Raw genomic sequence first — 26,162 nt, 5'->3', positions numbered from 1 at the left:
TCGGATCAGATGTCTTTGGCTGAGGCGTTTTTGGACCCACGCCTGGGTGCGAACGCGAAGCTTGCGAAGATCGATGGGCTGATCGCGTGGGATCGGCTGGCGCCCTTGGCCGGCAAGCTGCGCCAGGCTGAGACGGGCAGGCCGCCTTACGCGCCGCTTGCGATGCTCAAGGCGCTCTATCTGCAGGCGCTTTACGATTTGTCGGATCCCGGCCTGGAGGAGGCGCTGCTGGACCGGCTGTCGTTTCGACGTTTCTGCGGGTTTGCGCTCGATGGCGGCACGCCCGACGAGACGACCTTGTGCCGCTTTCGGCTGGCGGCAGCGCAGGCGGGCGTGCTCGAGGCCTGCTTTGCCGAGATCGGCGCGCAGCTCTCGGCCAAGGGTCTGATCCTGAAGAAGGGCACATTGCTCGACGCCACAATCGTTCAGGCGACGCATGCTGCCCCGTCACGCGAAGCCGGGCTGGGCAAGGGCCACCCCCGTGAACCCGGCGCCGACTGGGGCAAGAAGAACGGCAAGGCCCATTTCGGCTACAAGCTGCATGTCGGCGTCGACGAGGGCTCGGGCCTGATCCGCACGGCGCTCGTGACCTCGGCGCGGATACAGGACGTCGAGATGGCCCCAGGGCTCGTCAGCGGCGACGAGGCCGCCGTCTATGCCGATCGCGGCTATGAGAGCAAGGCCCAGCGCGCCGCCCTGAAGGCCTTGGGCATCAAGGACCGGATCATGCATCGCCGGCACAAGCACATCGCTGTCCTGCCGCGCTGGCTGCAGCGCCGCAACGCCCTGATCGCGCGCCGCCGCGCTCCCGTCGAAGCTGTCTTCAGCGCCATGAAGCGCCTCTATGGCAAAGCCCGGACGCGATGCCACTCGTTCGTCGCCAACACCGCAGACCTGATTGCCTTCGCAACCGTCTACAATCTCCGGCGCGCCACCATCATCGCAGGCGGCTGAACCAGGTCGACTGCGAGCTCTCCAAGCCAACCGCTGAAGACCGCCCGTCACAGGCGAACAATCCGCCGTCAAAATATCAGTCCTCAGCCGCGTTTCGCAGAGGAATCCTCGGGGGAGAAGGTGGCAGCGCGAAGCGCTGACGGATGAGGGAAGAGCCTCAACCCGAGACAAGAAAAAGGGCCGCTTGCGCGACCCTTCCCTCATCCGTCTGCTTCGCAGACACCTTCTCCCACCCATGTCGGATGTTTCCGACATGGGCATGAGCTTTGCCAAGATCGGGCAAGCCCGATCTTGGTGGGGGAGAAGGGTTGCCGCGCCCTACGCCAGCGCCTGATCGAGATCGTCGATCAGATCGACGACATCCTCCAGCCCGATCGAGAGCCGCACTACCTCCGGTCCGGCGCCCGAGGCCGTCTTCTGCGCGTCCGTGAGCTGGCGGTGGGTGGTCGAGGCCGGGTGGATCACCAGCGAGCGGGTGTCGCCGATATTGGCGAGATGCGAGAACAGCTTGAGGTCGGTGACCAGCTTGACGCCGGCCTCGTAGCCGCCCTTGAGGCCGATCGTCATGACCGCGCCGCCGCCCTTGGGCGAATAGCGCTGGGCGAGCTCGTAATACGTGCTGCCGGGCAGGCTGGCATAGCTGACCCATTCCACAGCCGGATGGCTCGACAGATGTTTGGCGACGGCCAGCGCGTTCTCGCAATGGCGCTGCATGCGCAGCGGCAGGGTCTCGATGCCGGTCAGGATCAGGAAGGCGTTGAAGGGGGAGAGCGCCGGGCCCATGTCGCGCAGGCCGAGCACGCGGGTGGCGATGGCGAAGGCGAAATTGCCGAAGGTCTCGCCCAGCACCATGCCGTTATATTCAGGTCTGGGCTTGGACAGCATCGGGTAGCGGTCGTCGCCGACCCAGTTGAACGAGCCGCCATCGACGATGATGCCGCCGACGGAATTACCGTGCCCGCCCAGGAACTTGGTGGCGGAGTGCACGACGATGTCGGCGCCATGCTCAAAGGGGCGGATCAGATAGGGGCTCGCCATCGTGTTGTCGACGATGAGCGGGATGTTGTGCTTCTTCGCGATGGCCGCGATGCCGGCGATGTCGACCACGACGCCGCCGGGATTGGCGATCGATTCGATGAAGATCGCCTTGGTCTTGGGCGTCACCGCGGCGGCAAAGCTCTCAAGATCGTCGGAATCGGCCCAGATCACGCCCCAGCCGAAGTTCTTGTAGGAGTGGTTGAACTGGTTGATCGAGCCGCCATAGAGCTTCTTGGCGGCGACGAACTCGTCGCCAGGCTGCATCAGCGCGTGGAAGCAGAGGAACTCGGCGGCGTGGCCCGAGGCGACCGCGAGTGCCGCCGTGCCGCCTTCGAGCGCGGCCACGCGCTCCTCCAGCACCGCATTGGTCGGGTTGCCGATGCGGCTGTAGATATTGCCAAAGGCCTGCAGGCCGAACAGCGAGGCGGCGTGGTCGACATCGTCGAAGACGAAGCTGGTGGTCTGGTAGATCGGCGTGGCGCGCGCGCCGGTGGCTGCGTCAGGGGCCGCGCCCGCATGGATGGCAAGCGTGTGGAAACCCGGTGCGCGGTCGGTCATGGCGTGCTTCCTGATGTTTGATTTTCTATAGCGGCAATTTTGTTCTTTTTATCGAACGTGTCGAGCATGCGTCAAGGCGTCGGTTCGTGCGGTCGCCTCTGATGCTTGCCGGCCGGCTCATTCGCCGGCACTCCTGCCGGATTGAAGTTTGAGCATAAGCAGGATCGGCAGCTGAAAGGTCGCGAAATTCGCGTCGGCGAGCTTGCGGCTGCTGGCCGAACTTGCCAGCGAATAGCCGCCGGTCGATGTCGAGGCGAAGCCGGATTTCCAGTATTGCTGCATGCCGATTTCGGCGCCCGGCGCGGGGACAATCGTCCGCGTAAGCTCGGCCATTCGGAAGACCTTGTCGCTTCGATCCCTGACAGGCGTGATATCGATGCGGGCGATCTTGCCTTGCAGCCGCTCGGACAGGAGCGCCGAGATCCGCTGCTCATTCTGGCGCAGGGTGGCGACTGTGAACGTGCCCGACGCCTGCTTGCGGAGGCTCACCGTCGAGCCGCGCCCGCAGATATCCTGCTGGCATTGATGGAAAATCGTGCCGGTATTGCTGGTCTGCATGGCCCAGCCTTCGATCGTGAAGCCGGCTCCGCTTGGATCCATATTGATCTTGAGATCGCGCGCCGAGGCCGGGGCGAACCAGACCGAAACGATGGTGGCGACGAGCGCGACGCTGACGAGGAACGACCGGCGCGGCGGCATCATAGTCTCATCCGAACGTTGCACCGCGAAGGCGGCTGACATTGACGTCGCCATGTTGCGCAACTTGTGATCGTGCGCAACGGGGGCGCTCTCGGTTCGCGGCGTGATGTCCGGCCGGCGGACGCGGTATTCCGCTCAGATCAAACCTTGGCGGTCGCTCCGCGGCGCCAGTTCCGGGCCGATATGCTCCGGCCTGATGCCGAGGCCGACGATGTGCGCCGGGATGCGGCGCAGGATCGGGAACCAATCGAACAGCCTGACCAGGAAGGGCGGGCCGAGCGGCTCATCGCTGTCGGCGCGCGCCAGGAGCGGTGAGATGATGCGGTTTTGCGCCAGGACCTGGATGCGTTGCGTCGCCCTGGCCGGGAACTCCCGGCGCTCCTGCACGGCTGCGAGATCGGCGTCTGCGAGCCGCTTCTCGCGCAAGGGCGCGGCGAGGCGATTGGCCGCCGCGACCGCGTCCTGCACCGCGAGATTGACCCCAACGCCGCCGATCGGCGACATCGCATGCGCCGCGTCGCCGATGCAGATGAGGTCGGGGCGCCACCAGCGCTCGAGCCGGTCGACGGCGACCGTCAGCAGCTTGATCTCGTCCCAGTCGGCGATGACGTCGATCCGGTTGGCGAACCAGGGCGCGAGCGTGACGATGCCCGCGCGGAAGGCCTGGAGCCCGGCCGCGCGCAGGCCGTCGAACCGGCCTTTGGGAATGACGAAGGCGCATTGCCAGTAGTCGCCCCGGTCGAGTGTGACGAGCAGGCGGCCATTGGCGACCTGGCCGCCGGTCTGGCCGGGGTCGCCCGCTTCGCGCGGCAGCCTGAACCAGAGCACGTCCATCGGCGCGCCGATATCTAGGTTCTTCAGGCCGGACGCCGCCCGGATGTCGGAGCGGCGTCCATCGGCTGCGACGACGAGATCGGCGCGGATGCTGAGCGGGCCGTCTTCGGCCGTGCCGGTGAGGCCGACGACCCGGCCGCCCTCCTCGATCAGCCCCTCGGCCTTTGCATTCATCAGCAAGGTGAAACGCGGCTGCTCGCGACCCCTATCGGCCAGGAAGTCGAGGAAATCCCATTGCGGCATCATCGCGACATAGGGAGCCACGACCGGCAGATGCGAGAAATCGACGAACTGGATCGTCTCGTTGCCGAAGCGAATGGCGAGCTCGCGGGTCTTGGTGTGCGGCAGCTTGAGGAAATCCTCGAGCAGGCCGAGCTCGTGCATCACTTGCAGCGTCGAGGGGTGGATGGTGTCGCCGCGGAAATCGCGCAGGAAGTCGGCATGCTTTTCCAGCACGACGACATCGACGCCGGCCCGCGCCAGCAGGAAGCCGAGCATCATCCCGGCCAGGCCGCCGCCGGCGATGCAGCAGGTGGTGGAGAGCTCGCGCATCGCATCGCCTCCTCATGTCGTCATTGCGAGGAGCGCAGCGACGACGCAATCCAGGGGCCGTCGAGCGATGTCTCCTGGATTGCTTCGCGGAGCCTGTACTCGGGCTTGCCGAAGGCAAGACCCGGGTGCTCGCAATGACGGTCAGGTGCTTATCACGTCCCCGGCCGATGGATCGTCAGCTTCTGAAAACCCTTGCCGGCGAGCACCGGCTTCTTCGAGGAGAGAATCCGCGAATTGATGCCTTGCCAGCCGATCTCGCCGGAGAGCCGGCCATATTCGATCTTGGGGCAGCGATTCATGATCACGGTGACGCCCTTGGCCTCTGCCCGCGCCGCAGCCTCGTCATTGCGCACCGAAAGCTGCATCCAGATGACCTTGGGCAGAGGATCGAGCGTCAGCGCCTCGTCGGTGATCGGTCCGGCGGCTTCCGAATTGCGGAAGATCTCGACCATGTCGATCGCGCCGGGGATATCCTTGAGCGAGCCGTAGACGGTCTTGCCGAGCAGGGTCTGGCCGGCAAGGCCGGGATTGACGGGAATGACGTCATAGTCGCGATCGAGCAGGTATTTCGTCACGATCCAGCTCGGCCGCGCCTCGTTGCCGGAGGCTCCGACCAGAGCGATGCGCTTCACGCTCTTGAGGATGTCGCGGATCAGGCTGTCGGGGTAAGCGTCGTGAGGCATGAAGATGATCCGGGGAGAGGGCGAGGTGGTTCTACACCTGCGCTGGCGGAGCGTCGATCTCGAAGCGCGGGCGGTTCGCCCACCGGAAAATCCTCCGGAAACGACAGATTCGGCTGCGCAGCCCCGCCGCAGCGACTGGAGCCGCAAGCGGGGCGTGTTACATCCTAGAACTCGACCCGCCGCTCCGGAACTCCATGCGCGTCCTGCTCGTCCTGATCGCTTTCGGCATGATCGCCGCGCCCGCACTGCTCGCGCTGTCGCGTGAGGATGCATCGCGCGGCCGGCGCATCGGCAGCGCGCTGGTGATCTTCTTGGCGCCGGCCATCGCGCTCGGGATGATCCATGGCGTGCCGGAGCTCAATGGCCGGGCGCTGGACTATCCCGTCGCCTGGACGACGCTGCGGCTGGTGCTTTCCGCACTCGCGCTGATCCTGCCCTGGTGCCTCTATGTCTGGCTTGCCGGCCCGCGCCGCTGAGCCCTTTCGAGATCGCTGACATGACCGAACCCGCCGACACCCCGACGATCGACCACGCCTTCACCGGCGACAGGCGAGGGGCCGCGCATGACCCGACCTATGCAGGCGCGCTCTCCTTCATGCGCCGCCGCTACAGCAAGGACGTCTCCGGCTGCGACCTCGTGATCTGGGGCGTGCCCTTCGACCTTGCCGTCTCGAACCGACCCGGTACGCGCTTTGGCCCGCAAGCCCTGCGCCGCGTCAGCGCGATCTTCGACGGCGACGCGCAATATCCCTCGCGGATCGATCCGTTCGAGCATCTCTCGGCCGTCGATTACGGCGATTGCCTGCTGCCGCGTAGCGATCTCCAGGGCTGCGCCAAGGCGATCGAGGAGGGGGCGGCAAAGATCATCGCCAGCGGTGCCCATCTCGTTACGCTCGGCGGCGACCATTTCATCACCTTGCCGCTGCTGCGCGCCCATGTCGCCCGCCATGGCAAGCTCGCTCTGGTGCAGTTCGATGCGCATCAGGACACCTGGGATGACGGCGTCGGCGCGATCAGCCACGGCACCTTCGTGCTCGAGGCGGTGCGCGAGGGGCTGATCGATGTCGAGCGCTCGATCCAGATCGGCATCCGCACCGTCGCGCCGCGCGATTGTGGTATCGCGGTCATCGACGGCTATGCCGCGCAGGCGCTGGGCGTGGACGGCGTCGTCGCGCGCATCAGGCAGCGGGTGGGGCAGGGCCCGGCCTATCTGACCTTCGACATTGACGGGCTCGACCCCGCCTTCGCGCCGGGCACCGGCACGCCAGTGGCGGGCGGGCTCTCCTCGGCGCAGGGGCTGGGCATGGTCTGGGGCATCCGCGACCTCGATTTCCGCGGCATGGACGTGGTCGAGGTCTCGCCGCCTTACGACCATGCCGATGCGACCGCGATCGCCGGCGCGGCCGTGGCGCAGCATTACATCCAGGCGCTGGCGTTGAAGAAGATGGGGTGAGGCGGGTTGAATCGGTTTGGCAGCGCTGCGGTGCAACCGATTCAGATCATTGAAATAAGTCCTCTCGTCATGCTCGGCCTTGTGCCGAGCATCCACGTCTTGAACACGAAGCTTGCCGGACGAAGACGTGGATGGTCGGGACAAGCCCGACCATGACGGTGGGGCGTCGGCCCGCGTCGAGATTGACAGCACGGCCTCCCTCCATCATATCCCTCCCTATGATCACGAACCTGATCCGACGTCGCCCGACCATGGCCGCCCCTGCGCGACCGCGATGACGCTCGGCTGTTAGTCCGATTGTCCGCGACCGCGCCATGAGCGCGGTTTTTTTATGCCTGAAGCCGACGAAACAACCTGCTTTCGCACCCATCGGGGGTCCAGATGAGCCAGAACCTGAAATCCATCTTCATCGACGGCGAGGCCGGCACCACGGGGCTCGGCATCCGCGACCGGCTCGCGGCCCTGCCCGAGGTCGTGGTCAAGAGCATCGCTGCCGACAAGCGCAAGGATCCCGCCGCGCGCAAGGAGATGATGGCGGGCGTCGATCTCGTCGTGCTCTGCCTGCCCGATGATGCGGCACGGGAATCGGTCGCGCTGGCTGACGAACTCGGCGGCGATGCGCCCAAGATCGTCGATGCGGCGACGGCCCATCGCGTCGCGCCGGACTGGGTCTATGGTTTTGCCGAGATGGCGCCGGGCCATGCGGAGAAGATCGCCAACGCCAACCGCGTCTCCAATCCCGGCTGCTATCCGACCGGCGCGATCGCTTTGTTGCGGCCGCTGGTCGATGCCGGCCTGCTGGCGCAGGACCATCCCATTACCGTCAATGCGGTGTCGGGCTATTCCGGCGGCGGCAAGAGCATGATCGAGGCCTATGAGGCCGGTGCTGCTCCGGCCTTCGAACTCTATGGGCTTGGCCTCCATCACAAGCACCTGCCGGAATTGCAGCTCTATTCGCGCCTGACGCGGCGTCCGATCTTCGTGCCCTCGGTCGGGAATTTCCGGCAGGGCATGCTGGTCTCGATTCCGCTGCATCTCGACATGCTGCCGGGCAAGCCGACGACCGCGGCGCTCGAAGCTGCACTGGCTGCGCACTATGCCGGTTCGACCTATGTCAGCGTCGTGCCGAGCGCCCAGGCTGGCGGCAAGCTGGAGCCGGAATCGCTCAACGACACCAACCGGCTCGAACTGCGCGTCTTCGGCGATGACGCGCTGGGGCAAGCGGTGCTGGTCGCCAAGCTCGACAACCTCGGCAAGGGCGCGTCGGGGGCGGCGGTGCAGAACATCCGGCTGATGCTGGGGCTCGCTGAGGGCTGACATCCGGCCTTCACGGAAACGTGAAGAGGCGCTTGTTCCAGCGCAAGGCTGTTTCCGGCGTGCATCGTACAATAGCGGCAGATGCGCGCCGCGAAGGCGCTGCGAAAGGATGAGCTCTTGCCGACGGTCGGGTCCCAGGACAACCAGCTGATCGACGAAAACCAACTGATCGACCGCATCTATGAGGCGGCCATCGTCTCGGAGGGATGGCCGGAGGTCTTGCGGGCGACGGCAGAGGTCGCTGGTTGCCGCGAGGCGCTGTTCGGCACGATACTGGAGGGAGAGGCGCGCCTGACGGCGTCGAGCGCTGCCTTCGAGAATACCTATAACGACATCATGCTGCGCCTGCCCGTGCCGGTGAACCAGCGCAGTTTGCGGCTTCTTGCCTGTCGACATGCCGGCTTCATCACCGACACGGATGTGTTCACGCCCGACGAGATCGCCACCGAGCCGCTCTATCAGGAGATGCTGATCCCTTCGGGCTATGGCTCGGCCGCGGCGACGGCGATTACCTGTCCCTCGGGCGATGTGATCGTCGTCCATTGCGAGCGCGGCTTCGACGAAGGCACGGTGGAGCCCGAGGCGGTCGCCTCGCTCAACCGCTTGCGGCCGCATTTCGCCCGCGCCGGCCTGCTGGCGCGGCGTCTCGGGTTGGAGCGGGCGAGGGCTGCTGCCCAGGCGCTCGAAATGATGGGCTTGCCTGGCGCCGTGTTGGGGCCGGGCGGGCGCATCCTCAGCATCAACAGCCTGCTGAGCGCGCTGATGCCGGCGGTCTTCCGCGACCGGCCGGCACGGCTCGGGATCGTCGACGCCGCCGCCGACCGCATGCTGGAGACGGCCATGGCGGCGCTCGCCTATCAGGCTCATGACGTGGCGGTGCGTTCGATCGCGATTCCGGCAGGGCAGGGGCACCCGCCCATCGTCGTGCATCTCTCGCCGGTGACAGGCAGGGCGCGCGACGTGTTCACGCTGGCGAGCGCGATCCTGGTCGCGACGCCGGTTCTGCCTCATCGCATTCTGGGCGCCGATCTCATCGAGGGGCTGTTCGACCTGACGCCGGCGGAGGCGAAGCTCGCGGCGATGATCGCCGCCGGGCATGCGCCCCGCCAGGCGGCGCAGCGACTGGGCGTGACGGAGGGGACCGCGCGCACGACGCTCAAGCGCGTCCTCGCCAAGACGGGGGTTCGCCGCCAGTCGGACCTCGTCGGCATGCTTCAGGGCGCCGCGAAGCTCGGCTGACTGCCGAGATGGCAGGATAAACCGCTATGCCCCCATTTGGGGGGTGCGCCGATCGCGACGGCGTGAAATCTCTGGAAACATACGCGGCCGGTCGGCTGCAGTTCGGGCGCCGTCACTCCGGCGAGCCGCTTCCGGCTGGCTCTCATGGCAGATGAGGGCCGTTTGCCGGTTGGATCTTCGCCACCATGACCGGGTCAAGCGGTCATGGTGGCGCTTTTTTTGAAAGCTCTCAGGAAGCCTTGAACGGCACGAAGTTCTGCTTCTGCGTGCCCAGCCCATCGATGCCGAGCGTGACGACCTCGCCGCCCTTCAGGAAGCGCGGCGGCTTGAAGCCGAGGCCGACGCCCGGGGGCGTGCCGGTGGTGATGACGTCGCCGGCATCCAGGCGCATGAACTGGCTGATGTAATGCACCAGATAGGCGGCGCCGAAGATCATCGTCTTGGTCGAACCGTTCTGGACGCGCTCGCCATCGACTTCGAGCCACATGCCGAGATTCTGCACGTCAGTGATCTCGTCTGGCGTCACCAGCCAGGGGCCGAGCGGCCCGAAGGTCGGGCAGCCCTTGCCCTTGGCCCATTGCCCGCCGCGCTCGGCCTGGAATTCGCGCTCCGAGACGTCGTTGCAGACACAGAAGCCGGCGATCGCGGCCATGGCGTCCTTTTCGTCGATATAGGAACCGCCATCGCCGATGACGATGGCGAGCTCGACCTCCCAGTCGGTCTTAACCGAGGCCTTCGGGATCATCACGTCGTCATAGGGGCCGACGATGCAGTTCGGCGCCTTGTTGAACAGGATCGGCTCCTTGGGGATCGCGGCGCCGGTCTCGGCGGCGTGATCGGCGAAGTTGAGGCCGACGGCGATGAAATTATGCACGTCGCCGACGCAGGCGCCGATTCGCGGCGAGCCCTGGACGAGCGGCAGCGATTCGGGATCGAGCGCCTTGATCTTGGCGAGCGAGGCCGAGCCGAGCGTCTTGCCGGCAAAATCTGAAATCACGCCGGAGAGGTCGCGCAAGCCGCCCTTGGCGTCGAGAAGGGCGGGTTTTTCCTGGCCAAAAGCGCCGTATCGCAGCAGTTTCATGGTGTTTCCCCCTGTTTCAATCGATCTAATTCGGGTGGCGCGCACCTGAGCGGATGGGGCGCGCAATGACAAGTGAGTTCCCGCGCATGACGCGGCTGCGTCTGGATAGCCATAGGATTGTTGCGCCGATGCAACGTATCCCGCGAAAGCAACATGCCCGGCAATCGGGCCGCCCTGCATGGTTTTTAGCCGGGTACGTCGAAATCGACGATAGTTCGCATGTAAACGATCGTTTTGGCCGTGCTGCTTCGCGACGATACGAGAAATCGGCAGGTTTTTGGCGGTTTTCCGGCATGCCGTTTCGGAAACAAGCGAAGTTGCGGCGTTTTCAGGGCGCTTGCGGCGGGATTGCGGCGAAACCGGCCTCGCGTCATGGTGGTGTCAGCGAGGCGCCTCGACCTCGAAAGATTCAATCAAAGGGATGGATTAGGATGAAGAGCACCGTTCGCCTCATCGCCGCGGCAACCGTTTCGGCCGCTGCTCTTCTCGCGGCCGGCTCCGCCTCCGCCAGTTCTTTCGCGATCCGCAGCGGCCAGAGCGCCGAAGGGCTCGGCATGGCCTATGCCGGCGCCGCCTCGGGCGGTATCGGCATGGGTTCGATGGCCTGGAACCCGGCCACGATCACCATGTTCCCCGGCCGCAACAGCAACTGGAACTTCACCTATCTCAACGCGAATGCCGATTACCAGCCGACCGCCGCCACGCGCCTGGGCTCGCCGCTCGGCCCGCTGAACCCGATCCAGAACGGCACCGGCAATCTCGGCGGCGACGGCGCCTTCATCCCGGCCTCCTACAGCGCCTGGCAGCTCACTGACCGCTTCTGGGTCGGCGTGACCACCGGTGCGCCCTATGGCCTGCGTTCCAAGCCCGATAATCAGGTCAATGCCGGCCAGGTCTATGGCCGCTCGGCCAAGGTGCAGACGATCAACGTCTCGCCGACCGTCGGCTACAAGGTGAACGACTGGCTCTCGGTCGGCGCCGCGCTGCAGGTCCAGTATTTCAATGCCGCGCTGAAGCAGGCCTCGGGCGTCGGCCCGACGGCGGCGCCGGTGATCATCGAAGGCGATACGATCGATTTCGGCTATCGCTTCGGTTTCACCCTGACGCCGTTCCAGGGAACCTCGATCGGCCTGGCCTATCGCTCCGAGGTGCGCCAGACGCTCGAGGGCACCTTCCGCACGCCGCTCGCGGTCATTCCGGTCAAGGCCAACCTCAACCTGCCCGATTCGGTCGTGCTGGGCGTGTCGCAGGTGATCAACGATCAGTGGCAGGTCCATGCCGGCGTGGAATGGACGAATTGGAGCCGTTTCCGCAACATTCCGATCGTCGCCAAGGCGAACGGCTTGCCGGTCACGAGCCTGAACTTCCAGTATGACGATGCCTGGTATTTCTCGCTGGGCGCGGAATACAAGTACAACAGCGCGCTGACGCTGCGCGCCGGTGTCGGCTACGAGCTCTCGGCCGTGAACGACCGCAACCGCACGATCTTCATCGCCGACAATGATCGCCTCTGGCTCTCGGCCGGTCTGAGCTATCAGGTCACCGACAAGCTGAAGCTCGATCTCGGCTACACCTATATCGATGTGAAGAAGGCGAGCGTGAACTATAACGGCACGCATCCGCAGCAGGCTGCGGTGTTCTACACCGCCGAGGCCAAGCCCTTCATCCACATTGCCTCGGTCGGCCTGACCTATCGCTGGGACGACCCGGCCGAGACGGTCCCGCTGCGCCCGGTCGTCCGCAAGAACTGAGCGGAACTCCCGCGCAAAGGAAAAGCCGGCCTTCGGGCCGGCTTTTTTTGTTGTGAGCTTGGGGGAGCGCGGGGCTGTGAAGGCTCTCTGCGGATGGGCCGCGCTCATAACGGCAGCCCGGATACGAAATGTCCCCAGCTCCTAGAGCCGGATGATTTCAGACGGGGTCACTTTGTGATGCCGTCTGAAATCTGAATCCGTCTCTCATCAAAGAGTTAGAGCAGGATCGATTGCGAAAAACCGGTTCCCACTTTTTCGCATCCTGCTCTAGCCCTTCCGGCTACCCATGGTCATGGCTCCTGCGTATCGGCTGGAGCAACCGCAAGACCATCGATGCCGCTGCGCGCGACGGAGCCCGCCAGAAAGCCGCTTGAGCGCATCTCACTGAGGGCCGCGTTGATCAGCTGAAGCCGGTCCTGATGATCGATTGGCACCGCCACGGCTTGCGGCACACCGTAAAAATTGTCGTCGAGCATGCGCAGGCCGGGAACGCCGCGCGTCGCGCTGGCGAGCCGCTGTCGCCCGCCCGCGAAGGCAATCACGTCCCCGTTCCGAAGCCACTGGACAGCATCTCGCAACGCATAGTCGGGCGTCTCTCGCAGCTTCGCTGCGATCAGCCGCCCTTTCAGCCAGACGCCGACACTGTCATCGGTGTTCACCCCGATCACCTGAGTGGGTCGGTCAAGCTCCTTCACGGACCGGAGCGGGGAATCTGCACTCACAAGCGCGCTCTGCTGCACCAGCATGTACGTCCGGGAGTACAGCGCAATGCCAGCGCGTGCCGGGTTCGGAGCGACAAATCCGATGTCGACCTGGCCGCTTCGGACCGCATCAAGCACGGCGGCGGCCGTCGGGAGGGGCGTGATGCTGACCGGCACGTCTGCCCGACGGCCGAGCTCGCGCGTGATGTCGGCGATCACCCCCGAAATTGTGCCGGTTGCCGGGTCGAGGCGAGCCTGCGCGACGTTCGTACCGATATATCCAACGCGCAGCGTGCCGCTGGGCGCCAGCACGGGGTCGGCAGCCTGCACCGGACAGGCGAGCAAGACCGCAATGAGCGTGAGCAGGGCAAAGCGCATGGGAAACCTCGGCCCGTTGTTAAGCGTTAGGGCATCGTGGTCACAACCTTATTCGCTCCGGCGAAAAGCGATATGCGCCGGCGAAAACACCTAGGGCGTTTTCGAGCGGAGTGGAGACCGGTTCCCTCGCGACAAACGCGAAGCGTTTGCGCGGAGAAAACGCGTTAAAACAGGCAACACGAGCCGCTGAACGATCCAACTGGATCGGAAACCGTTCTAGGTCGGCTCCGCGCCTTGTTCGCCGCTGACGAGCCATGTGCGCTTGGCTCTCAAATAGTCGGCCATCGCTTTCAACTCCGCAGCCTTGGCCTCGAGCTTGTCGATCTGCGCACTGACGACTTCGATCCTCCGCTCGGAGGTCATGCGCCCGGCACGTCGCTCGGCGCCCAATATTGCGATCTCCTTGAGAGAGAGCCCGGCCGCCTGGGACAGGCGAATGCGCTCGGCTGCCCTCAGGTCGCTTTCGCTGAAGATTTGATAGGGATGGCGACCGCCCTTTGTGCCCGCACCGGGGCGCAAAAGCCCGAGGCGGACGTAGAAGCGCACCGTGTCGGTTGTCAGTCCGGTTGCCCGCGCGAATTCGGAGATCAGCACGATCCGTCTCTTGACCATGGAGTGTGGTCCACACTTACAGCATCTGCCTCGGCAGGTGCAGAGGTGACGAGATGACGAACGAGATTTTTCGGATTGGCGGCGATCTGCCGGTGCACCGTATGGGATTTGGCGCAATGCGCCTGACCGGACCCGGTGTCTGGGGGCCGCCGGAGAACCCGGCTGAAGCGGCCGTGGTTCTCCGTCGCGCGGTCGAACTGGGGATCGATTTCATCGACACGGCCGACGTCTATGGCCCCGGCGACAATGAACGACTGATCAGAGACACGCTGGCTCCCTACAAGCCGGGGCTGGTGATCGGCACGAAAGGCGGGATCGTTCGCAGCGGCCCGGCGAGGCCGGACAGTCCGGGCATCTCCATGAATGGCAGCGCCGCGCATATCCGCCGGGCCGTCGAGGGCAGCCTGCGCGATCTGGGCCTCGAGTGCATCGATCTCTACCAGCTGCATCGAGTCGATCCGGCGATCCCGATCGAGGACACGATGGCCGCGTTCCTCGCCCTGCGGAGTGAAGGCAAGATTCGCCATATCGGCCTGTCCGAGGTCGGAATTGAGCAGATCGAGCGAGCGCGATCAGTCGTCGAGATCGCAACCGTGCAAAACCGCTACAATCTGGCCGATCGCCGCCACCACGACGTTCTGGAATATTGCGAGCGGCACGGGATCGGCTTCATCGCCTTCTACCCGCTCGGAGCCGGCACATTGGCCAAGTCGGCGGCGGTGGAACAGATCTCAGTGCGTAGGCGCGCGACGTCGGGGCAGGTCGCATTGGCGTGGCTGCTGCGGAAATCACCGGCCACGATCCTGATCCCCGGTACGTCATCCCTGACGCATCTCGAACAGAACGTCGCTGCCTGCGAGCTCGTCCTGACGGAGCAGGAGATGGTGGCTCTTGAGCAGATGGATGTGATGTCGCTCGGGTGAGGGCGTTATGCCTTCATCTTCACATAGCTGCCGGGCGCATCCTCCAGCGCCGGCAGCTCGCCGTCGCCGGGCTGGCGCGCCGGGACGCGCTTTGGCGCCTGCGCCTCGAGCCAGGCGAACCAGTGCGGCCACCAGGAGCCGGGATGCTCGGTGGCCGCTGCGATCCAGTCCTCGTAGCGTCCTTGCGCCTTGCCGCCGGTCCAGTACTGGTACTTGACCTTGGCGGGCGGGTTGACCACGCCGGCGATATGGCCCGAACCCGCCACGACGTAGTCGACCGGGCCGCCGAAGCATTGCGAGCCGAGGAAGACCGACGGCGCCGGGGCGATATGGTCCTCGCGCGCGGCCAGGTTATAAATCGGGATCGTCACCTTCTTCAGGTCGAGCGTCTTGCCGCCGATGCGCATCTCGCCCTTTGAGAGCTTGTTCTCGAGATAGCAGCTGCGCAGGTAGAAGGAGTGGTTGGCGGCCGGCATCCGGGTCGAATCGGCGTTCCAGTAGAGCAGGTCGAAGGGGGTCGGGGCCTTGCCCTTGAGATAGTTGTTGATCGCATAGGACCAGATCAGGTCGTTGGGCCGCAGCATGTTGAAGGCGCCGGCCATGCGCGAGCCGTCGAGATAGCCGCTCTTGGCCATCTTCTCCTCGACTGCGCGAATCTGGTCCTCGTCGACGAAGACGGATAGTTCGCCGGCCTTGGAGAAATCCACCTGCGTCGTGAAGAAGGTGGCGCTGTCGATGCGCTTGTCCCGGGTGGCCGCCATATAGGCCAGGGCGACGCCGAGCAGCGTGCCGCCGACGCAGTAGCCGATCGTGCTGACGCGCTTCTCGCCCGTCGCCTGTTCGATGGCGTCCAGCGCAGCAAAAACGCCCTCGCGCATATAGCTCTCGAAATCCTTGGCAGCGTGGCGCTCGTCGGGATTGACCCAGGAGATGCAGAAGACCGTCAGCCCCTGCGATACGCACCAGCGGATGAAGCTCTTCTCGGCGTTGAGGTCGAGGATGTAGAACTTGTTGATCCAGGGCGGCACGATCAGCAGCGGCCGCTTCAGCACCTGCTCGGTTGCAGGCGCGTACTGGAGCAACTCTATGATCTCGTTGCGGAAGATCACCTTGCCCGGCGTGGTGGCGATGTTGACGCCGACCTCGAAGGCATGCGCGTCCGACTGGCGGATCTTGAGCTCGCCCTTGCCGGCCTCGATGTCCTCGGCCAGCATCTTCATGCCGCGCACGAGATTGTCGCCGTTCTGCCGCAGCGTCTCGCGCAGCAATTCCGGATTGGTCGCCACGAAGTTCGAGGGCGAGAGCGCGCCGGCGATCTGCTTGACGTAGAAACGCGCCTTCTCGCGCGTATGCGGGTCGATGTCCTCGGTGCGCTCGACCATGTCCTCGGCCCAGCGTGAGCCGATGAGATAGGCCTGCTTGACGAAATCGAACATCGGATGCGCCGACCAGTCGGGGTCGTTGAAGCGCGCGTCGCGCTTGTCGGGCTGGGCCACGGGCTCGGCCGTCTCACCGCTGACGCGCTTCAGCGTGGCGCTCCACAGGCTGAGGAAATCGGCGGTGATCGAGGCCTGCGCCTCGATGATCTTGCGGGGGTCGCTGACCCAGCGCTCGGCGACTCGGCCAAGCGTCTTGACCATCTCGCTGACCTCTTCGGTTGCGGCCGCCTTGGCCTCGCCGCGCTCGATCGGCTTCAGATAGGCGGCGGTGACCTTGCCGTATTCCTCGACCAGGCGGCCCATATTCTGCGTGAATTGATCGAAGTCGGGCGCTAGGGTCTCTGGCGCGGCATCGGGCGAACCGGCGTCCAGTCTCGGCTTGTCGTCCTTTGGCCGATTCATGGTGCGTCTTCTCCCGTCGCTTTATTCTGCGGGGCAGCTTAACACTCCCCATTTTGGTCCCATTAAGGACGTAGCCGATATGATTGACAAACAAAAATCGACATTGCGCCGGAACCGCTCATGCTCTTCGATCCGCCCATGATGAAATCGATGATCATGCTGCTGGGGCCGTCTCTGCTCGCCCTGTCGCTGGCTGGCTGCGCGGGCGAGGGACCGGTCAAGTCGGTCGCCGAAGTCGCCGGAATCGCCACGACTCCGCAAGAGTCGAAGAGCTTCGTGCAGCAGACCCGCCCTGTCGATCCGGCCTATATCCCGATCAACAAGACGATCGCCGTCAATCCTTTATGTGCAGGCCCGACCCCGCCGCCGGCCTATACGCCGACGGGGCAGGCCGCCCGTTTCACGGCTCCGGTGCCTGATCTGAAGCCGACCGACCCTTGCAAGCGGCGCGCCGAGTTCAAGCAGATCGAGAGTCAGCTCGAGGCCAGGCGAATTTCCAATGATGCGGCAGGTTCCCAGGCCGTCTCGCTCGGCAAGGCCTTGCCGGCGCCGGCTCCCGCTGCGGCGCTGCCGACGAACTGAGCCGGTACAGGCCGGGGAAACCGGCCTTTCCCTGGCGCTCGATCGATTCTTGCGTTTTTAGGGCTGCCCTGACCGAAGATGCGGTGCTAAGCACCCTTGGCGCAAGGATTATGACTTGCGCACATCATAAGTCCGCCGTCCTGGCGAGGGATCTGTTCGATATGGCCGATTTTCACCGCATCAAGCGCTTGCCGCCCTACGTCTTCGAGCAGGTCAACAAGATCAAGGCAGCCGAACGCGCCAAGGGCGTCGACATCGTCGATCTCGGCATGGGCAATCCCGATTTGCCGGCCCCCAGGCATGTCATCGAGAAGCTGGTCGAAACAGCCGGTAAGCCGCGCACCGACCGCTATTCGGCCTCCAAGGGCATCGGCGGCCTCAGGCGCGCTCAGGCGCATTATTACGAGCGGCGCTTCGGCGTGACGCTGAATCCGGATACGCAGGTCGTCGCGACGCTCGGCTCCAAGGAAGGCTTCGCCAATATGGCGCAGGCCATCACCGGCCCGGGCGATGTCGTGCTGGTGCCCAATCCGAGCTATCCGATTCACGCCTTCGGGTTCCTGATGGCGGGCGGCGTCATCCGCTCGGTGCCGGCCGAGCCGACGCCGGCGTTCTTCCCGGCGCTGGAGCGGGCGATCATCCATTCCGTGCCGAAGCCGATCGCGCTCGTCACCTGCTATCCTGCGAATCCAACGGCCTTCACCGCCTCGCTCGATTTCTACCGCGATCTCGTCGCCTTCGCGAAGAAGCACGAGCTGATCCTGCTCTCCGACCTTGCTTATGCCGAGGTCTATTTCGACGACAACAATCCGCCGCCCTCGATGCTGCAGGTGCCGGGCGCGATGGATGTGGCGGTAGAGTTCACCTCGATGTCGAAGACATTTTCCATGGCCGGTTGGCGCATGGGCTTTGCCGTCGGCAACGAGCGGCTGCTGGCTGCGCTCGCACGCGTCAAATCCTATCTCGACTATGGCGCCTATACGCCGATCCAGGTTGCCGCGGCGGCTGCCCTGAACGGACCCGACGACTGCATCCGCGAGATGCGCGAGATCTACCGCAAGCGTCGCGACGCGCTGGTCGAGAGTTTCGGCAAGGCCGGTTGGGAAGTGCCCGTGCCGCAGGCCTCGATGTTCGCCTGGGTGCCGATCCCGGAGAAGTTCCGCCATCTCGGCTCGCTGGAGTTCTCGAAGCTCCTGATCGAGAAGGCCGAGGTCGCGGTCGCGCCGGGCATCGGCTTTGGCGAGCATGGCGACGATTTCGTCCGCATCGCCATCGTCGAGAACGAACAGCGCATCCGCCAGGCGGCCCGCAATATCGGCCGCTTCCTCAAGACGGCGGATCAGACGCTGCACAACGTCATCCAGATGCCTAAGGCGGGGTGAGGGCGGAAGCCAATCCGGGTGCAACGCTAATACCATCCACTGCGTGATCCCGGGCTTGACCGGGGATCCATCGAAGGGCGCTGAACTCTACGATGGACCTCGGATCTCCGCGGAGTTTATCCTTGGACCGATCGAAGATCGGACCCGGGGGTTGCGTCCGGGATGACGCGGAGGGTGCCAGAAGGACCGTAAAGACTGGACCGCGCCGCCCAAACATGGGAACCCCTTGGTCGCGGACATTCTCGTCCGGACTTGGACCGAGGCACGCGAGATGTTCTCAAAAGGCCGTCTGATCGGCATCGGCTTCGGCCTGTTCGCGTTGATCTGCCTCGTCGCCACCTATGATTATTCGCGCGGGCGACTGCCCCAGACGGATTCGCCGCTGGTCGCCGATGTGCTGGCCGCAACGATCGCGCGCGATTGCGGCCGGGATGCCACCGAGATCGTCTCCCGCTACATTCCCCTGGGCACTGAACAGGCGCAGGCCGAGCAGGTTCTGGAGAGCGTGACCATCGTGCCGCCGAAGCCCTGGTTCTGGAGCCCCATGATCGAGAACTCGACCGCCTGGGACGGCGCCTCGGTGGAGGCGCTGCGGACGATCAAGGCCACGGCCTTCGGCAACAACCTGCTGCGGATCCATCTGAGCTTCGCCGATAAGAAGGTGAAGCGGATTGCAGCCGAGGTGGTCTGCCGCTTCGAGTGAGCGCCCGAGTGAGCGCCCAAGTGAGCACCTTTGTGCGGAGAACCTCCTTTGACGATCGTGGTTCAGCAAGAAAGCCCGGATCAGCCGAGCGTCGTTGATTTTCTCAAGCAGGCTGATGAGCGCTCCTCGGCGCTCTATCCCTCGGAGAGCAGGTTCGGGTCGCCTCTGACCGCGCTGCTGGCGGATAATATTCGGTTTTTCGTCGCAAGGGCGGATGGCAAGGCGTTGGGATGCGGCGGCTATGCCGTCTTCCCGGATGGCTCGGCCGAAATCAAGCGCCTGTTCGTCGATCCGGCTGCGAGAGGGCAGGGCGTTGGCCTCCGGCTCGTCCAGGCGATTGAGGCTGCGGCCGCGCAGGACGGTGTCCGGCAGATCTTCCTGGAGACGGGCGTCAAGTCGCATGAGGCCTTGGGTCTCTACCGGCGCATCGGATTCAGGGAGTGCGGACCGTTCGGCTCCTACGCCAACGACCCGTTGAGCATCTTCATGGTCAAGTCGTTCGAGCCGGCGTGAATGGCCGATCATCCCGCCCTGCGCCGTTGACTCGCGCCTCCCCTCATGCGACCCCGCGCCACATGACCCTCGCGCCTCCCTCGCCACAATCTTCGCCGCTTCGCATCGGCCTTGCCGGGCTTGGCACCGTTGGAGCCTCCGTGCTGCGCATCCTGCGCCGGCAGGAGAATGCGCTCGCCGCCCGCTGCGGCCGCGCCATTCGCGTCACCGCCGTCTCGGCGCGCGACCGAACCCGGGATCGCGGCGTCGATCTTGCCGGCCTGACCTGGTTCGACGATCCCGTCGCGCTGGCGAAATCCTCGGAGATCGACTGCCTGGTCGAGCTCGTCGGCGGCTCGGAAGGGGTGGCGAAGGAAGCCGTCGAGGCCGCGCTCGCCTCCGGCAAATCGGTCGTCACGGCCAACAAGGCGCTGCTCGCCCATCATGGCGTGGCGCTGGCGACGCTCGCCGAGGAGCAGGGCGTGGCGCTGGCCTTCGAGGCCTCGTCGGCTGGCGGCATCCCGGTGGTGAAGACGCTGCGCGAGGCTTTGTCGGGCAACAATGTCACGCGGCTCTATGGCATCCTGAACGGCACCTGCAACTACATCCTCTCGCGCATGGAGAGGGAGGGGCTGACCTTCGAGGCCTGCCTCGCCGACGCCCAGCGCCTGGGCTATGCCGAAGCCGACCCGACCTTCGATGTCGAAGGCTACGACACCGCCCATAAGCTCGCCATCCTGACCAGCCTCGCATTCGGGACGAAGATCGACGCCGAAGCGATTCATGTCGAAGGCATTTCCTCGATCGCTCCGCTCGACCTGAAGATGGCCGATGAGCTCGGCTACCGGATCAAGCTGCTCGGCGTCGCCGAGAGGACCAAGACCGGTATCGAACAGCGCGTGCACCCGACCATGGTGCCGAAATCCTCGGCCATCGCGCAGGTGATGGGCGTGACCAACGCCGTCACCATCGACGCCGATGCGGTTCGCGAGATCACCCTGGTCGGTCCTGGCGCTGGCGGCGACCCGACGGCCTCGGCCGTCGTCGCCGATATCGCCGATGTCGCGCGCGGCACGGCGGGCCTGCCTTTCGGCCTGCCTGTGGCGCGGTTGGAAACGCCGACCCGCGCGCCGATGCAGCGGCATGAGGGCGGCTATTACGTCCGCCTTGCCGTGCTCGACCATCCCGGAGCGGCGGCTGCGATCGCGACCCGCATGGCTGAAGCCGACATCTCGCTCGAAAGCATCGTCCAGCGCCGTTCGGAGAGCGCAGCTGCGCGCGACCCCTCCGGGCGTTCCGGCGCGCCGGTTCCGGTCGTGCTCATCACTTATGCCACCAGCGAATCCGCGATCCGGGCGGCGCTGGAGAAGGTTTCTGCCGACGGCCATATCGCGGAACCGCCGCAAGTCATCCGTATAGAGCGGGAGTAGGCAATCGGCAGTTGGCAATAGCCAGACCGACTGCCCGCTGCCGATTGCCGACTGCCCATAGGGAGCCATCCATGTCCGAAGATCTCCGTATTTCCCCGAACCAGATCATCGAGCGCTATCTCTCGATGGAGCTGGTCCGCGTCACCGAGCGCGCTGCGGTTTCGGCCGCGAGGCTCCGCGGTCACGGCAATGAGAAGGCGGCGGATCAGGCGGCGGTCGACGCCATGCGCCGCGAGCTCAACCGCCTGCCGATCGACGGCGAGATCGTCATCGGCGAGGGCGAGCGCGACGAGGCGCCGATGCTCTTCATCGGCGAGAAGGTCGGCACCAGGCAGGGCCCCAAGGTCCACATCGCCGTCGATCCGCTCGAGGGCACGACGCTCTGCGCCAAGGACATGCCCGATTCCATCGCCGTGATGGCGATGGCCGAGGCCGGCAAGCTGCTCAACGCGCCTGACGTCTACATGAACAAGATCGCGATCGGCCCGGGCTATGCCCGCGGCGTGGTCGATCTCGACGCCTCCGCGACCGACAACATCCATGCGCTGGCCAAGGCCAAGGGCGTCAAGCCGAGCGAGATCTCGACCCTGATCATGGACCGCCCGCGCCATGCCAAGCTGATCGAGGAGGTCCGCAAAACCGGCTGCTCGATCCGCCTGATCACCGATGGCGACGTCGCCGGCGTGATCTACTGCACCGAGCCGGACAAGACCGGCATCGACCTCTATCTCGGCATCGGTGGCGCGCCCGAGGGCGTGCTGGCGGCAGCTGCGCTGCGTTGCGTCGGCGGCCAGATGCAGGGCCGCCTCATCCTCGACACCGAGGAGAAGCGCGCCCGTGCCCTCACCATGGGCATCACCGATCCGAACCGGAAATACAGCATGGAGGAGATGGCCTCGGGCGATACCATCGTCTGCGCCACCGGCGTCACCAATGGCGGCATGCTGAAGGGCGTCAGGTTCGGCAAGGACGTCATCGAGACCGAGACGATCGTCTATCGCTCGATCACCGGCACCGTGCGCCGGATCTATGGCGAGCACCGCGACTTCGCGAAGTTCAAGCTGGATTGAGCCTGGGAGGCGAGAGCCTCATCCAACCCAGCGCGTTTGCGAACGAAGTGGATACCGGTTCGCGTAAGGAAAACGCGTTAAAACAAAAGGATAGAGCAACTTGACGATCTAACTGAATCGGCAAGTTGCTGTGGAGAGCCATGCCGCGCCCGTCGCCGTCCTCCGCGCTCAACCGCCTCCGCGTGCTCGATCTCTCGCGCGTCCGGGCGGGGCCGACCTGCGTGCGGGTCTTCGCGGATTTCGGCGCCGATGTGATCAAGGTCGAGAGCCCGCCGGGCTTCGACCCCAACGAGAACATGAGCGGGCCGCGGCATGGCTATGACATGCAGAACCTGCATCGCAACAAGCGCTCGCTGACGCTCAATCTGAAGACGGAAGGCGGCGCGGCAGTCCTGCGCAAGCTGATCGAGAGCGCCGATCTCCTGGTCGAGAACTTCCGGCCCGATGTGAAGGAGCGGCTCGGCCTCGATTTCGAGACGCTGCACGCGCTCAATCCGCGCCTGATCCTGGTCTCGATCTCGGGCTTCGGCCAGAGCGGGCCTTACCGGACGCGCGCGGGCTTCGACCAGATCGCCCAGGGCATGGGCGGAATGATGTCGGTGACGGGGCTGCCTGGCCAGGGCCCGGTGCGCGCCGGCATCGCAGTCGCCGATTCCGCCGCCGGGCTTTATGGCGCGATCGGCGCGCTGGTGGCGCTGCAGGAGCGCGCGGTCTCCGGCAAGGGCCAATGGGTCCAGACCTCGCTGCTCGGAGCCCAGATCGCGATGATGGATTTCCAGGCGGCGCGCTTCCTGGTCGAAGGCCAGGTGCCGCCGCAGGCCGGCAACGACCATCCCTATTCGACGCCGATGGGCGTCTATGCGACGCGCGACGGCCACATCAATATCGGCGTCGGCGCGGAAGGGCATTGGCGCTCCTTCTGCGGGGCGATCGACCGCCCCGACCTCGCAAGCGATCCGCGCTACGACAATATGGAGAAGCGGTTCAAAGCGCGGCCCGAATTGCGCGCGCTGATCGAGGCGATCCTGACCACGCAGGACAGCGCCCATTGGCTGGCTGCTTTTGAGGCGGCGGCCGTGCCGGCGGGGCCGATCTATGCGGTCGATGCGATGTTCGACGACCCGCAGGTCCGGCATCTGGGCATTGCGCAGCCGGTTTCGCATCCTGTGCTCGGCGATATCCGCGTCATCGGCGAGCCTGTCGGCTTGTCGCGCACGCCGGCTTCCGTGCAGACGCCGACGCCCGAAGCCGGCGAGCACAATGCCGAGATCCTGGGCGAGCTCGGCTATGACGAAGCGGCGATCACGCGTTTGAAGGATAGTGGCGCGATCTGAAGGAGTTAGCATGGACGACGAGATTCTCTACACCGTCGCGGACGGCATCGGCACGATCACGCTCAACCGCCCCCAGGCCCGCAATGCGCTGACCTTCGCGATGTATGAGCGCCTCGCCGCGATCTGCGGCGATCTTCCCGGCCATGGCGACCCGAAAGTGCTCGTCTTCACCGGCGCCGGCGAAAAGGCTTTCGCCGCCGGCACCGACATCACGCAGTTTCGCGCCTTCAATACGCCAGACGATGCGCTGGCCTATGAGAGCCGGATCGACCGCATCATCACGGCGATTGAAAGCTGCCCGATTCCGACCATCGCTGCGATCTCCGGCGCGGTCACGGGTGGCGGCGCCAGCATCGCCTGCGCCTGCGACATCCGGATCGCGACGCAATCGGCCCGCTTCGGCTTTCCGGTGGCGCGCACGCTCGGCAATTGTCTGTCGATGAGCAACTACGCCAGGCTGGCGACGCTGCTCGGCCCCGCCCGCGTCAAGGATATCGTCTTCACCGCGCGCCTGATCGAAGCCGAGGAGGGGCAGCGCATCGGGCTCTATAACGAGCTCGTCCCGGACCATGCCGCGCTCCTCGTCCGGATGCGCGAACTGGCGACCACGATCGCAGGCCATGCGCCCTTGACGATGCGCGCGACCAAGGAAGCGCTGCGCCGCATCGCCAAGGCCAATGGCCACCCGCAGGGCGATGACCTCGTCCTGATGTGCTATATGAGCGCCGATTTCCGCGAGGGCATGGAAGCCTTCCTCGGCAAGCGCGCGCCGCACTGGCAGGGCAAGTAAGCCGCGCCTATCCCACCGCCTTCGCTGCGGCGCGCCCGGCGGTCCGGCCGGAGAACAGGCAGCCGCCGAGGAAGGTGCCTTCGAGCGCACGATAGCCATGCAGGCCGCCGCCGCCGAAGCCGGCGGCTTCTCCGGCCGCATAGAGCCCGGGCACCGGCTCGCCCGTCCCATCCAGCACGCGCGAGGACAAATCCGTCATCAGGCCGCCCAATGATTTGCGGGTCAGGATATTGAGCCTGACGGCGATCAGCGGACCATGCGCCGGGTCGAGGATGCGATGCGGTTTGGCTGTCCGGATCAGGCGGTCGCCGAGATAGGCGCGGGCGCCGCGCAGTGCCGTGACCTGCAGATCCTTGCCGAAGGGGTTGTCGAGCGCGCGGTCGCGCGCTTCGATCTCGGCCCGAAGCTGCGCCTCGTCGATCAGCGCTTCGCCGGCAAGCGCATTCATGCGCGCGACCAGCCGGGAAAAATCGCTCTCGACGATGAAATCCTCGCCCTTGTCCATGAAGGCCTGGACGGGCGCCGGTACGCCGCCGCCCGCTCGTCCCAGCACCTGGCGCCAGCTCTTCCCGGTCAAATCGGGATTCTGCTCGGAGCCCGAGAGCGCGAATTCCTTGGCGATGATGCTGCGGTTCAGCACGAACCAGGAATAATCGTAGCCCGTCTTCATGATGTGCTCGAGCGTGCCGAGCGTGTCGAAACCGGGAAACAGTGGCACCGGCAGGCGGTTGCCGCGTGCATCGAACCAGAGCGAGGAGGGGCCGGGCAGGATGCGGATGCCATGGAGCGGCCAGATCGGCGCCCAATTGGCGATGCCCTCGACATAGTGCCACATCCGGTCGCCATTGATCAGGCGGCCGCCGGCCGCCTCCGCGATGGCCAGCATCGCGCCGTCGACATGGTCGGGCACGCCTGAGAGCAGGCGCCGGGGCGGAGCGCCCAAGCGCTGCGGCCAGCTCGCCCGGACGAGATCGTGATTGCCGCCGATGCCGCCGGAGGTGACGATCACGGCCTGCGCCTTGAGCGCGAAAGCCCCGACCACATCGCGTGAGCTCTTCGCTCCACGCTCGACCGTGCTCGCCTCCAGGATCTCGCCTTCGACGCCGTCGACCGCGCCGGCGCCGCGGGTAAGCGCAGTGACGCGGTGGCGAAAGCGAAGCTCGATCAAGCCGCGGGTCTGCGCCTCTTTCAGCCGACGCAGGAACGGCTCCAGCACGCCGGGCCCGGTGCCCCAGGTGACGTGGAAGCGCGGCACCGAGTTGCCGTGGCCGCTGGCGAGGTAGCCGCCGCGCTCGGCCCAGCCGACGACAGGAAACCAGCGCATGCCCATCCCATGCAGCCAGGCGCGCTTCTCCCCAGAGGCGAAGTCGAGATAGGCCTGCGCCCATCTGCGCGGCCAATCGTCCTCGGAGCGGTCGAACCCCGCTGAGCCGAACCAGTCTTGCGCGGCGAGTTCGCGCGAATCGCGAATGCGCAGGCGGCGCTGCTCGGGCGTGTCGACCATGAACAATCCGCCGAGCGACCAGAAGGCCTGCCCACCCAGCGATTGCTCGGGCTCCTGATCGAGCAGGATGACCTTCCGGCCGGCGTCGGTGAGCTCTGTCGCAGCCACGAGCCCGGAGAGACCGGCCCCAACGATGATGACGTCCGCGTCCTGCCCCATTCCTGCTGCCCTTTCCCGGCTGCTTGCCACGCAGTATGGCGATCCCCTAAAGCCCGGCAAGGCAGGTAGCGGTTGACGAATGCACGCGCCTGCGCGACCCCC

The 26,162-nt window shown here is 65.5% G+C and carries 24 protein-coding genes; 15 read left to right on the top strand and 9 right to left on the bottom strand.

The features are described from left to right. Positions 1–30: 30 nt before the first annotated feature. Positions 31–954 carry an IS5 family transposase gene (locus RMR04_RS17050; protein ID WP_311909523.1) on the top strand — a complete coding sequence of 308 codons (924 nt, stop codon included), beginning with the start codon at positions 31–33 and terminating at the stop codon, positions 952–954. Between the two features lie 318 nt (positions 955–1,272). Here the strand turns inward: RMR04_RS17050 and RMR04_RS17045 are convergent, their stop codons facing one another. The 4 genes from RMR04_RS17045 to RMR04_RS17030 all read right to left on the bottom strand — a co-directional run bounded on the left by RMR04_RS17045 (position 1,273) and on the right by RMR04_RS17030 (position 5,318). Further along, complete coding sequence (locus tag RMR04_RS17045; protein ID WP_311909522.1) at positions 1,273–2,550, bottom strand: O-acetylhomoserine aminocarboxypropyltransferase; 1,278 nt, start codon at positions 2,548–2,550, stop codon at positions 1,273–1,275. A gap of 117 nt (positions 2,551–2,667) precedes the next feature. After that, positions 2,668–3,249, bottom strand: a complete 582-nt coding sequence (locus RMR04_RS17040) for a hypothetical protein (protein WP_311909521.1) — start codon at positions 3,247–3,249, stop codon at positions 2,668–2,670. Between the two features lie 135 nt (positions 3,250–3,384). Beyond that, on the bottom strand, positions 3,385–4,635 hold the full coding sequence (locus tag RMR04_RS17035; protein ID WP_311909520.1) for an FAD-dependent oxidoreductase: 1,251 nt from the start codon (positions 4,633–4,635) through the stop codon (positions 3,385–3,387). Positions 4,636–4,787: 152 nt separating this feature from the next. Beyond that, on the bottom strand, positions 4,788–5,318 hold the full coding sequence (locus tag RMR04_RS17030; protein WP_311909519.1) for a CoA-binding protein: 531 nt from the start codon (positions 5,316–5,318) through the stop codon (positions 4,788–4,790). A gap of 194 nt (positions 5,319–5,512) precedes the next feature. Between RMR04_RS17030 and RMR04_RS17025 the strand changes: the two genes are divergently transcribed. The 4 genes from RMR04_RS17025 (at position 5,513) to RMR04_RS17010 (ending at position 9,327) form a co-directional block, all read left to right on the top strand. Continuing rightward, positions 5,513–5,794, top strand: coding sequence for a hypothetical protein (locus tag RMR04_RS17025; RefSeq protein WP_311909518.1), 282 nt, complete (start codon positions 5,513–5,515; stop codon positions 5,792–5,794). Between the two features lie 20 nt (positions 5,795–5,814). Beyond that, positions 5,815–6,771 (top strand): agmatinase, encoded by a 957-nt coding sequence (speB, locus tag RMR04_RS17020; protein WP_311909517.1) that lies wholly within the window; start codon positions 5,815–5,817, stop codon positions 6,769–6,771. A gap of 381 nt (positions 6,772–7,152) precedes the next feature. Continuing rightward, on the top strand, positions 7,153–8,088 hold the full coding sequence (gene argC / locus RMR04_RS17015) for an N-acetyl-gamma-glutamyl-phosphate reductase (RefSeq protein ID WP_311909516.1): 936 nt from the start codon (positions 7,153–7,155) through the stop codon (positions 8,086–8,088). A gap of 117 nt (positions 8,089–8,205) precedes the next feature. Further along, complete coding sequence (locus tag RMR04_RS17010; RefSeq protein ID WP_311909515.1) at positions 8,206–9,327, top strand: helix-turn-helix transcriptional regulator; 1,122 nt, start codon at positions 8,206–8,208, stop codon at positions 9,325–9,327. A 229-nt stretch (positions 9,328–9,556) separates the two neighbouring features. On the opposite strand, the gene RMR04_RS17005 is transcribed toward RMR04_RS17010, so the two are convergent. Then, positions 9,557–10,408, bottom strand: coding sequence for a fumarylacetoacetate hydrolase family protein (locus tag RMR04_RS17005; protein WP_311909514.1), 852 nt, complete (start codon positions 10,406–10,408; stop codon positions 9,557–9,559). 431 nt (positions 10,409–10,839) lie between these two features. On the opposite strand from RMR04_RS17005, the gene RMR04_RS17000 reads away from it, so the two are divergent. Continuing rightward, complete coding sequence (locus tag RMR04_RS17000) at positions 10,840–12,159, top strand: OmpP1/FadL family transporter (protein WP_311909513.1); 1,320 nt, start codon at positions 10,840–10,842, stop codon at positions 12,157–12,159. A 290-nt stretch (positions 12,160–12,449) separates the two neighbouring features. Here the strand turns inward: RMR04_RS17000 and RMR04_RS16995 are convergent, their stop codons facing one another. Both RMR04_RS16995 and RMR04_RS16990 read right to left on the bottom strand, forming a co-directional pair. After that, positions 12,450–13,238 (bottom strand): transporter substrate-binding domain-containing protein, encoded by a 789-nt coding sequence (locus RMR04_RS16995; protein WP_311909512.1) that lies wholly within the window; start codon positions 13,236–13,238, stop codon positions 12,450–12,452. Between the two features lie 216 nt (positions 13,239–13,454). After that, positions 13,455–13,850 (bottom strand): MerR family transcriptional regulator, encoded by a 396-nt coding sequence (locus RMR04_RS16990; RefSeq protein ID WP_311909511.1) that lies wholly within the window; start codon positions 13,848–13,850, stop codon positions 13,455–13,457. A 53-nt stretch (positions 13,851–13,903) separates the two neighbouring features. On the opposite strand from RMR04_RS16990, the gene RMR04_RS16985 reads away from it, so the two are divergent. Beyond that, positions 13,904–14,773 carry an aldo/keto reductase gene (locus RMR04_RS16985; RefSeq protein WP_311909510.1) on the top strand — a complete coding sequence of 290 codons (870 nt, stop codon included), beginning with the start codon at positions 13,904–13,906 and terminating at the stop codon, positions 14,771–14,773. Positions 14,774–14,778: 5 nt separating this feature from the next. Here the strand turns inward: RMR04_RS16985 and phaC are convergent, their stop codons facing one another. Further along, complete coding sequence (phaC, locus tag RMR04_RS16980; RefSeq protein ID WP_311915866.1) at positions 14,779–16,515, bottom strand: class I poly(R)-hydroxyalkanoic acid synthase; 1,737 nt, start codon at positions 16,513–16,515, stop codon at positions 14,779–14,781. A 219-nt stretch (positions 16,516–16,734) separates the two neighbouring features. Here phaC and RMR04_RS16975 point away from each other — a divergent pair, with 219 nt between their 5' ends. The 8 genes from RMR04_RS16975 (at position 16,735) to RMR04_RS16940 (ending at position 24,397) form a co-directional block, all read left to right on the top strand. Beyond that, positions 16,735–17,196, top strand: a complete 462-nt coding sequence (locus tag RMR04_RS16975) for a hypothetical protein (RefSeq protein WP_311909509.1) — start codon at positions 16,735–16,737, stop codon at positions 17,194–17,196. A gap of 161 nt (positions 17,197–17,357) precedes the next feature. After that, entirely contained in the window at positions 17,358–18,578 is a 1,221-nt protein-coding gene (locus RMR04_RS16970; RefSeq protein WP_311909508.1) for an LL-diaminopimelate aminotransferase, read from the top strand. A gap of 271 nt (positions 18,579–18,849) precedes the next feature. Further along, entirely contained in the window at positions 18,850–19,281 is a 432-nt protein-coding gene (locus RMR04_RS16965; RefSeq protein WP_311909507.1) for a hypothetical protein, read from the top strand. Positions 19,282–19,338: 57 nt separating this feature from the next. Next, complete coding sequence (locus tag RMR04_RS16960; protein WP_311915865.1) at positions 19,339–19,794, top strand: GNAT family N-acetyltransferase; 456 nt, start codon at positions 19,339–19,341, stop codon at positions 19,792–19,794. A gap of 62 nt (positions 19,795–19,856) precedes the next feature. Then, positions 19,857–21,203: a homoserine dehydrogenase gene (locus RMR04_RS16955; RefSeq protein WP_311909506.1), complete on the top strand. Its 1,347-nt coding sequence runs from the start codon at positions 19,857–19,859 to the stop codon at positions 21,201–21,203. A gap of 71 nt (positions 21,204–21,274) precedes the next feature. Next, the gene (gene glpX, locus RMR04_RS16950; RefSeq protein WP_310151096.1) at positions 21,275–22,273 is read left to right on the top strand and encodes a class II fructose-bisphosphatase; all 999 of its coding nucleotides are present in this window, start codon (positions 21,275–21,277) and stop codon (positions 22,271–22,273) included. Positions 22,274–22,413: 140 nt separating this feature from the next. After that, a complete protein-coding gene (locus RMR04_RS16945; RefSeq protein WP_311909505.1) occupies positions 22,414–23,607 on the top strand; it encodes a CaiB/BaiF CoA transferase family protein in 1,194 nt (397 codons plus the stop codon). Positions 23,608–23,617: 10 nt separating this feature from the next. Beyond that, positions 23,618–24,397 (top strand): enoyl-CoA hydratase/isomerase family protein, encoded by a 780-nt coding sequence (locus RMR04_RS16940; protein ID WP_311909504.1) that lies wholly within the window; start codon positions 23,618–23,620, stop codon positions 24,395–24,397. Positions 24,398–24,404: 7 nt separating this feature from the next. Here RMR04_RS16940 and RMR04_RS16935 read toward each other — a convergent pair whose 3' ends face one another. Next, the gene (locus RMR04_RS16935; RefSeq protein WP_311909503.1) at positions 24,405–26,060 is read right to left on the bottom strand and encodes an FAD-binding dehydrogenase; all 1,656 of its coding nucleotides are present in this window, start codon (positions 26,058–26,060) and stop codon (positions 24,405–24,407) included. Between the last annotated feature and the right edge of the window lie 102 nt (positions 26,061–26,162).

This window comes from Bosea sp. 685, assembly GCF_031884435.1.
Lineage (GTDB): Bacteria > Pseudomonadota > Alphaproteobacteria > Rhizobiales > Beijerinckiaceae > Allobosea.
Note: the sequence above shows the minus strand (reverse complement) of the source record. Positions and strands in the feature narration are given on the sequence as shown.

Excerpts from the sequence above, each read along its gene's own strand:
- RMR04_RS17045 (WP_311909522.1), bottom strand. The coding sequence starts at position 2,550 with ATGACCGACCGCGCACCGGGTTTCCACACGCTTGCCATCCATGCGGGC.
- RMR04_RS17040 (WP_311909521.1), bottom strand. The coding sequence starts at position 3,249 with ATGCCGCCGCGCCGGTCGTTCCTCGTCAGCGTCGCGCTCGTCGCCACC.
- RMR04_RS17035 (WP_311909520.1), bottom strand. The coding sequence starts at position 4,635 with ATGCGCGAGCTCTCCACCACCTGCTGCATCGCCGGCGGCGGCCTGGCC.
- RMR04_RS17030 (WP_311909519.1), bottom strand. The coding sequence starts at position 5,318 with ATGCCTCACGACGCTTACCCCGACAGCCTGATCCGCGACATCCTCAAG.
- RMR04_RS17025 (WP_311909518.1), top strand. The coding sequence starts at position 5,513 with ATGCGCGTCCTGCTCGTCCTGATCGCTTTCGGCATGATCGCCGCGCCC.
- speB (WP_311909517.1), top strand. The coding sequence starts at position 5,815 with ATGACCGAACCCGCCGACACCCCGACGATCGACCACGCCTTCACCGGC.
- argC (WP_311909516.1), top strand. The coding sequence starts at position 7,153 with ATGAGCCAGAACCTGAAATCCATCTTCATCGACGGCGAGGCCGGCACC.
- RMR04_RS17005 (WP_311909514.1), bottom strand. The coding sequence starts at position 10,408 with ATGAAACTGCTGCGATACGGCGCTTTTGGCCAGGAAAAACCCGCCCTT.
- RMR04_RS17000 (WP_311909513.1), top strand. The coding sequence starts at position 10,840 with ATGAAGAGCACCGTTCGCCTCATCGCCGCGGCAACCGTTTCGGCCGCT.
- RMR04_RS16995 (WP_311909512.1), bottom strand. The coding sequence starts at position 13,238 with ATGCGCTTTGCCCTGCTCACGCTCATTGCGGTCTTGCTCGCCTGTCCG.
- RMR04_RS16990 (WP_311909511.1), bottom strand. The coding sequence starts at position 13,850 with ATGGTCAAGAGACGGATCGTGCTGATCTCCGAATTCGCGCGGGCAACC.
- RMR04_RS16985 (WP_311909510.1), top strand. The coding sequence starts at position 13,904 with ATGACGAACGAGATTTTTCGGATTGGCGGCGATCTGCCGGTGCACCGT.
- phaC (WP_311915866.1), bottom strand. The coding sequence starts at position 16,515 with ATGGGCCGCCTGGTCGAGGAATACGGCAAGGTCACCGCCGCCTATCTG.
- RMR04_RS16975 (WP_311909509.1), top strand. The coding sequence starts at position 16,735 with ATGCTCTTCGATCCGCCCATGATGAAATCGATGATCATGCTGCTGGGG.
- RMR04_RS16970 (WP_311909508.1), top strand. The coding sequence starts at position 17,358 with ATGGCCGATTTTCACCGCATCAAGCGCTTGCCGCCCTACGTCTTCGAG.
- RMR04_RS16965 (WP_311909507.1), top strand. The coding sequence starts at position 18,850 with ATGTTCTCAAAAGGCCGTCTGATCGGCATCGGCTTCGGCCTGTTCGCG.
- RMR04_RS16955 (WP_311909506.1), top strand. The coding sequence starts at position 19,857 with ATGACCCTCGCGCCTCCCTCGCCACAATCTTCGCCGCTTCGCATCGGC.
- glpX (WP_310151096.1), top strand. The coding sequence starts at position 21,275 with ATGTCCGAAGATCTCCGTATTTCCCCGAACCAGATCATCGAGCGCTAT.
- RMR04_RS16945 (WP_311909505.1), top strand. The coding sequence starts at position 22,414 with ATGCCGCGCCCGTCGCCGTCCTCCGCGCTCAACCGCCTCCGCGTGCTC.
- RMR04_RS16940 (WP_311909504.1), top strand. The coding sequence starts at position 23,618 with ATGGACGACGAGATTCTCTACACCGTCGCGGACGGCATCGGCACGATC.
- RMR04_RS16935 (WP_311909503.1), bottom strand. The coding sequence starts at position 26,060 with ATGGGGCAGGACGCGGACGTCATCATCGTTGGGGCCGGTCTCTCCGGG.